Source organism: uncultured Olegusella sp. (assembly GCF_947253395.1).
Taxonomy (GTDB): Bacteria; Actinomycetota; Coriobacteriia; order Coriobacteriales; family Atopobiaceae; genus Olegusella.
Window position 1 is genome coordinate 1 of the sequence record NZ_CAMXYY010000097.1, and the last position, 5070, is coordinate 5070.

The following is a 5070-nucleotide window of genomic DNA, read 5'->3' on the forward strand; positions in this document are numbered from 1 at the left end:
GGCGATAGGTATATGGTTGTCGCGGCTAGTTATTTATGGAACACTAGATGTATGGACTTTTTGGTCCGTGCATTTTTTTGTCAAAGACGTCGTGGTTGGGGGAGCGATGAAGAAAATCCTTGTTGTGGTAGATATGCAAAATGACTTTGTTGATGGTGCTTTGGGAACACCTGAGGCTCAGGCGATTGTTCCTGCAGTAGTCAAGAAGATCGTTAGCTATCCCGCTGATTGCGTATGGGCAACAAGGGACACACATTCTGCTGACTATCTTCAGACCCAGGAAGGCGCTCATTTGCCCGTGGAGCATTGCATCAAGGACAGCAAGGGTTGGCAAATTTGTCCGCAGGTGGCTGCAGTTTTGAGCCCCACAGTACGTATTTTTGACAAGCCAAGCTTTGGCTCTATGGATTTGACTCAGACGCTGGTAGAAGAAGATGCCCGTGAACTTGCGCTTTCTGGTGAGCATATTGAAGTCGAGTTTATTGGTTTGTGTACAGATATTTGTGTTGTCTCCAATGCTTTGCTTGCTAAGGCGGCATTGCCTGAGGTAACGATATCGGTTGATCCAAGCTGTTGTGCTGGAGTAACGCCCGCAGCGCATGAGGCAGCCCTTGCCACTATGCGTAGCTGCCAGGTGCAAGGTGCATAGCCTGCATTTGCGTAGTAACTAGGACCTGATTTTGTAGCATTGACCAATGGCTCTACTCTCAGTTTTCTTCTTAAGTCTCGCTTCCTGATGGTAGAGCTGTTTTGCTGGGCATATTACGTTTTGCTTGCTCGCGCATCCACGCAAAAACAAACTGCTGCTGTACACCACCAAGACGCTCATGCCACACAAAACCATAGTCTCGTTCGGCTTTCTTTATCCAGGTATCGCGGGGCACTGCTTCTAGATAACCGAGGCCATAAAGGCAGATACAGCTTGCGACTTTGGGACCGATACCTGGAAGAGTCTGAAACTCAGCTATCTGTGTAGAAAGTGCTGCATAAGGGCGACTAAGCGACAAGGGCTGCCAGCCTCTTACCACCTGTGTTGCCAGAGACTCGAGATAGGGCTTTCGATAACCAAGCTTGAGCGTCGCACAAAGTGTTTCATCGCCCAGAATTTCTAAGAGACGAGATGCTGTTGGAACGCAACCAACGGGATTACCTTGCTTCATCAGTAAGTCCATAGTGTGTTGAATGCGCGTGATAGAGGAGTTTTGACTGATAACAAAGCTCACAGCCACATCCCACCAGTTCTGATAAAGCACTCGTATGCCTTGCTGTGTCTCGAGCACTTCTTGTTTGAGAAGCCCCGAGGCAATAAGTTCTGCTTGCATGAGGGCATAGTTATCATCGAGCGCAAGGTAGTGGTGCCAATAGTTTGCTTCTCTCGCAGAAAGTTCACTGCCGTCAGGCTGTCTTAACGAAAGCGTCGTCCCTATCTGCTGTGCTACACATTGCTGCTGACTTGATGCAATGAGGTAGCTTGTGGCATTTGCCTTTTGAATTGCCTGCCATGTGAACACCTGTCCACTTTCTGCGATCGCAGAAAGTGAGAAGTTCTTGACGGTAAAGCTTGTCATGCGCTCCTCTTTCCATGTCGTTTATTTGCAGGATAGCGCGAGTGAGCAGATAGTGCAGACTAACTTGGACTCCTAGCTGTCATAAGGAGGCTATTTGCGATACGCTAGGAAAGTTAATGCTCAGCGCGGATATGTGCGCTGCATGCCAGGGAGGAAAATGTGAATCGTACTAAGATCGCACAGCTATTTGCTGATAAAGATGAGTTTGGTGGACGTGATATTACCGTCGCCGGTTGGGTTCGTTCCATTCGCGATATGAAAAATTATGGCTTTGTCGTGCTTAATGATGGCAGTTGCTTTAAGGACCTGCAGCTGGTTATGCAGCGTGATGGCCTGGTCAACTATGACGAAATTTCTGCGTGTGGAACGGGTACCGCACTTATTGTACGCGGTAAGCTTGAGCTGACCCCCGACCGTCCTCAGCCTTTTGAGTTACAGGCACGTGAGATTATTGTTGAAGGTGCCTGTGCTGATGATTATCCTTTGCAAAAGCAGCGTCAGCCCAAGGAATTTTTGCGTACCCAGCAGCATCTGCGCAGTCGCACCAATTTATTTCGTGCGATTTTTCGCGTGCGCAGCGTGGCTGCCTATGCAATTCACCGCTTTTTCCAGGAGCATGGCTTTGTTTATGTGAATACACCCATCATTACTGCAAGTGATGCTGAGGGTGCCGGCGAGATGTTCCGTGTGACAACACTTGACGTAGCTAACCCACCGCTCCTAGAGGATGGTAGCGTTGATTGGAGCCAGGACTTCTTTGGTAAAGCGGTAAATCTCACCGTGTCTGGTCAGATTCAGGGCGAGAACTTTGCCCTGTCTTTTGGGGATATCTACACCTTTGGTCCGACTTTCCGCGCAGAGAACTCCAACACTCGTCGCCATGCAGCAGAGTTTTGGATGATTGAGCCTGAGATGGCCTTTGCGGATCTTGCTGACGAGATGCAAAATTCTGAGGATATGCTCAAGTATGTTATTCGCTATGTACTTGACCATTGTCCTGATGAGATTGAGATGTTTAACAAGTTCGTCGATAAGGGCCTACGCGAGCGTCTGGAGCATGTGGCAAGTTCTGACTTTGCACGCGTAAGCTATACCGAGGCGGTAGAAATTTTGACGAAGGCAGCCTCTGAGGGTACTCAGTTTGAATACCCTGTTGAGTGGGGCATTGACCTGCAGACCGAACACGAGCGCTATTTGACCGAGAAGTATTTTAAGCGGCCGACGTTTGTGACTGATTACCCGCGTGAGATTAAAGCCTTTTATATGCGCCTGAATGATGATGGCAAGACGGTTGCTGCAGCGGATTGTTTGGTGCCAGGTATTGGCGAGATCATCGGTGGTTCTCAGCGTGAGGAGCGCCTTGATATTCTTGAATCCCGCATCAGGGAGCTGGGTATGAATCCCGATCAGTATAAGTATTACCTTGATCTGCGGCGTTACGGTGGTTGTCACCATGCGGGTTATGGTTTGGGCTTTGAGCGCCTCGTGATGTATCTCACGGGTGTCGATAATATTCGCGACGTGTTGCCTCATCCTCGTACGGTAGGTAATGCTGAGTTTTAGTTGAGTGAGTTGCAAGACTGGATACTGGAAGGAAAGTGTCTCTATGAGTGAGCCTGTTAAACCAGAAATTAGCTATGACGATTTTGATAAGCTTGATATCCGTGTTGGCCTCATTACCTCGGTTGAGGATGTGGCTCAGTCCAAAAAGCTCGTAAAGATTACCGCTGATTTTGGTGATTTTACGCGCCAGATTCTCTCTGCTTTTAAAGATGAGAACCGTGATCCTCAAAGTGTTGTAGGCAAAAAGTGTCTCTTTGTTGTGAATATGGCGCCTCACAAAATGGCAGGCGAGATGTCAGAAGGGCTTTTGCTGGATTTGGGTTACGACGATGGTCTACGCCCACCTGCGCTGGCAATTCCTGACTTTGATGTTCCTGCAGGCACTCGTTTGAGCTAGTTTGTTAGCTGACAAGCTACCCTACAGGTATCCCATAACCCTATTGAGCGAGCGCTGTTACACTCGACTCATTCAAGCATGACGAGGAGAGAAGGCATGGGTACGGGCGATGAGCTGCGCGTTGAGCATGATTCTATGGGCGAGATATTAGTACCCACCGATGCGCTTTGGGGTGCGCAGACTCAGCGTAGTCATAATAACTTTCCCATTGGTACCGAGCGTATGCCCATCGAAATCATTCGTGCTTTTGCGCAGGTCAAAAAAGCTGCCTCTCTTGCCAATGCTGAGCTTGGAAGGCTTAGTCAGACGCACTGTCAGCTCATTTGTCAAGCAGCTGATGAGGTGCTTGCAGGTAAATGGGATGAACAATTCCCTTTGGTGGTGTGGCAGACAGGATCGGGTACCCAATCCAATATGAATATGAATGAGGTGCTCGCCACCCGAGCAAATCAACTTGCTGTCGAGCAAAACATCGTCCTTGACCAGCCTATTCACCCTAATGATACGGTCAATATGTCGCAATCGAGTAACGATACCTATCCGACCGCTATGCATATTGCGGCAGTCTGCGCGCTGCAAGAACAGCTACTCCCTGCTCTTGATGGTCTTATTTCTACGTTAGCTCGTCTTGAAAAAGAAAATCAGGGCGTGATGAAGTGTGGTCGCACTCATCTGCAAGATGCAGTGCCTATAGGGTTTTGGCAGGAAATCTCAGGATGGCGTGGTCTGCTTGAGGGTGCAAAGGAAGAAATTTTGGCAAGCTTGGGCGGACTTTTGCGCCTTGCTTTGGGTGGAACTGCGGTGGGTACAGGATTGAATGCTCCTGCGGGTTTTGCTGAATGTGTAGCAACACAACTAGCAGGTCTTACGGGACAAGCTTTTGTTAGTGATCCAAATAAATTTAGGGCACTTTCTGCTAAAGATGCGCTGGTTTTTTCGCATGGAGCACTCAAAGCGCTTGCAGCCAATCTCATGAAAATTGCCAACGATATACGGTGGCTTGCATCGGGTCCACGTTTGGGCTTAGGTGAGATTTCTATTCCCGCAAATGAACCTGGCAGTTCAATCATGCCGGGTAAAGTTAATCCCACCCAATGCGAAGCAGTGACGATGGTTGCCGTACAAGTTATGGGCAACGATGCCACAATCGGTATCGCAGCTAGTCAGGGTAATTTTGAGCTCAATGTTTTTATGCCTGTTATTGCCTATAACTATCTGCAATCTCTCCGTTTGCTTGCCGACGTAATGAATTCTTTTGAGCAGCGCTGCGTAGCAGGTATCAAGCCAAATATCGATAAAATGGCAGACAATCTCTCTCGTTCTCTTATGCTGGTAACAGCACTCTCTCCTGAAATTGGTTATGAGCATGCAGCTCAGGTAGCAAAAAAAGCATATTCAGAGGGTACCAGCTTGCGCGAAGCTTGCACAGAATTGGGTTTTTTAACGACAGAGCGTTTTGATGAGATCTTTCATCCTGAGCGCATGGTCTAAACAACAAAAATAAATTTTATGCAAACCGCTTGCCGAGGATATGCCTTAGGA

5 protein-coding genes are annotated in these 5070 nt (G+C 48.3%); 4 read left to right on the forward strand and 1 reads right to left on the reverse strand.

The window, feature by feature from the left end:
• The coding region (locus Q0X25_RS07000) for a cysteine hydrolase family protein (RefSeq protein ID WP_298580467.1) at positions 1-649 on the forward strand (649 nt) is incomplete at its 5' end.
• 70 nt (positions 650-719) lie between these two features.
• Here Q0X25_RS07000 and Q0X25_RS07005 read toward each other — a convergent pair.
• Positions 720-1568, reverse strand: a complete 849-nt coding sequence (locus Q0X25_RS07005) for a DNA glycosylase (RefSeq protein ID WP_298580470.1) — start codon at positions 1566-1568, stop codon at positions 720-722.
• Between the two features lie 159 nt (positions 1569-1727).
• Between Q0X25_RS07005 and asnS the strand changes: the two genes are divergently transcribed.
• From asnS to fumC, 3 genes are all read left to right on the forward strand, one after another.
• Entirely contained in the window at positions 1728-3131 is a 1404-nt protein-coding gene (gene asnS, locus Q0X25_RS07010; protein WP_298580473.1) for an asparagine--tRNA ligase, read from the forward strand.
• 43 nt (positions 3132-3174) lie between these two features.
• Positions 3175-3528 carry a methionine--tRNA ligase subunit beta gene (locus Q0X25_RS07015; RefSeq protein ID WP_021735635.1) on the forward strand — a complete coding sequence of 118 codons (354 nt, stop codon included), beginning with the start codon at positions 3175-3177 and terminating at the stop codon, positions 3526-3528.
• 96 nt (positions 3529-3624) lie between these two features.
• Entirely contained in the window at positions 3625-5019 is a 1395-nt protein-coding gene (fumC, locus tag Q0X25_RS07020) for a class II fumarate hydratase (RefSeq protein WP_298580476.1), read from the forward strand.
• Positions 5020-5070 lie beyond the last annotated feature (51 nt).

What these genes read in the sequence shown, in the direction of transcription:
- Q0X25_RS07005 (WP_298580470.1), bottom strand. Translation starts at nt 1,568, where the DNA reads ATGACAAGCTTTACCGTCAAGAACTTCTCACTTTCTGCGATCGCAGAA.
- Q0X25_RS07015 (WP_021735635.1), top strand. Translation starts at nt 3,175, where the DNA reads ATGAGTGAGCCTGTTAAACCAGAAATTAGCTATGACGATTTTGATAAG.
- fumC (WP_298580476.1), top strand. Translation starts at nt 3,625, where the DNA reads ATGGGTACGGGCGATGAGCTGCGCGTTGAGCATGATTCTATGGGCGAG.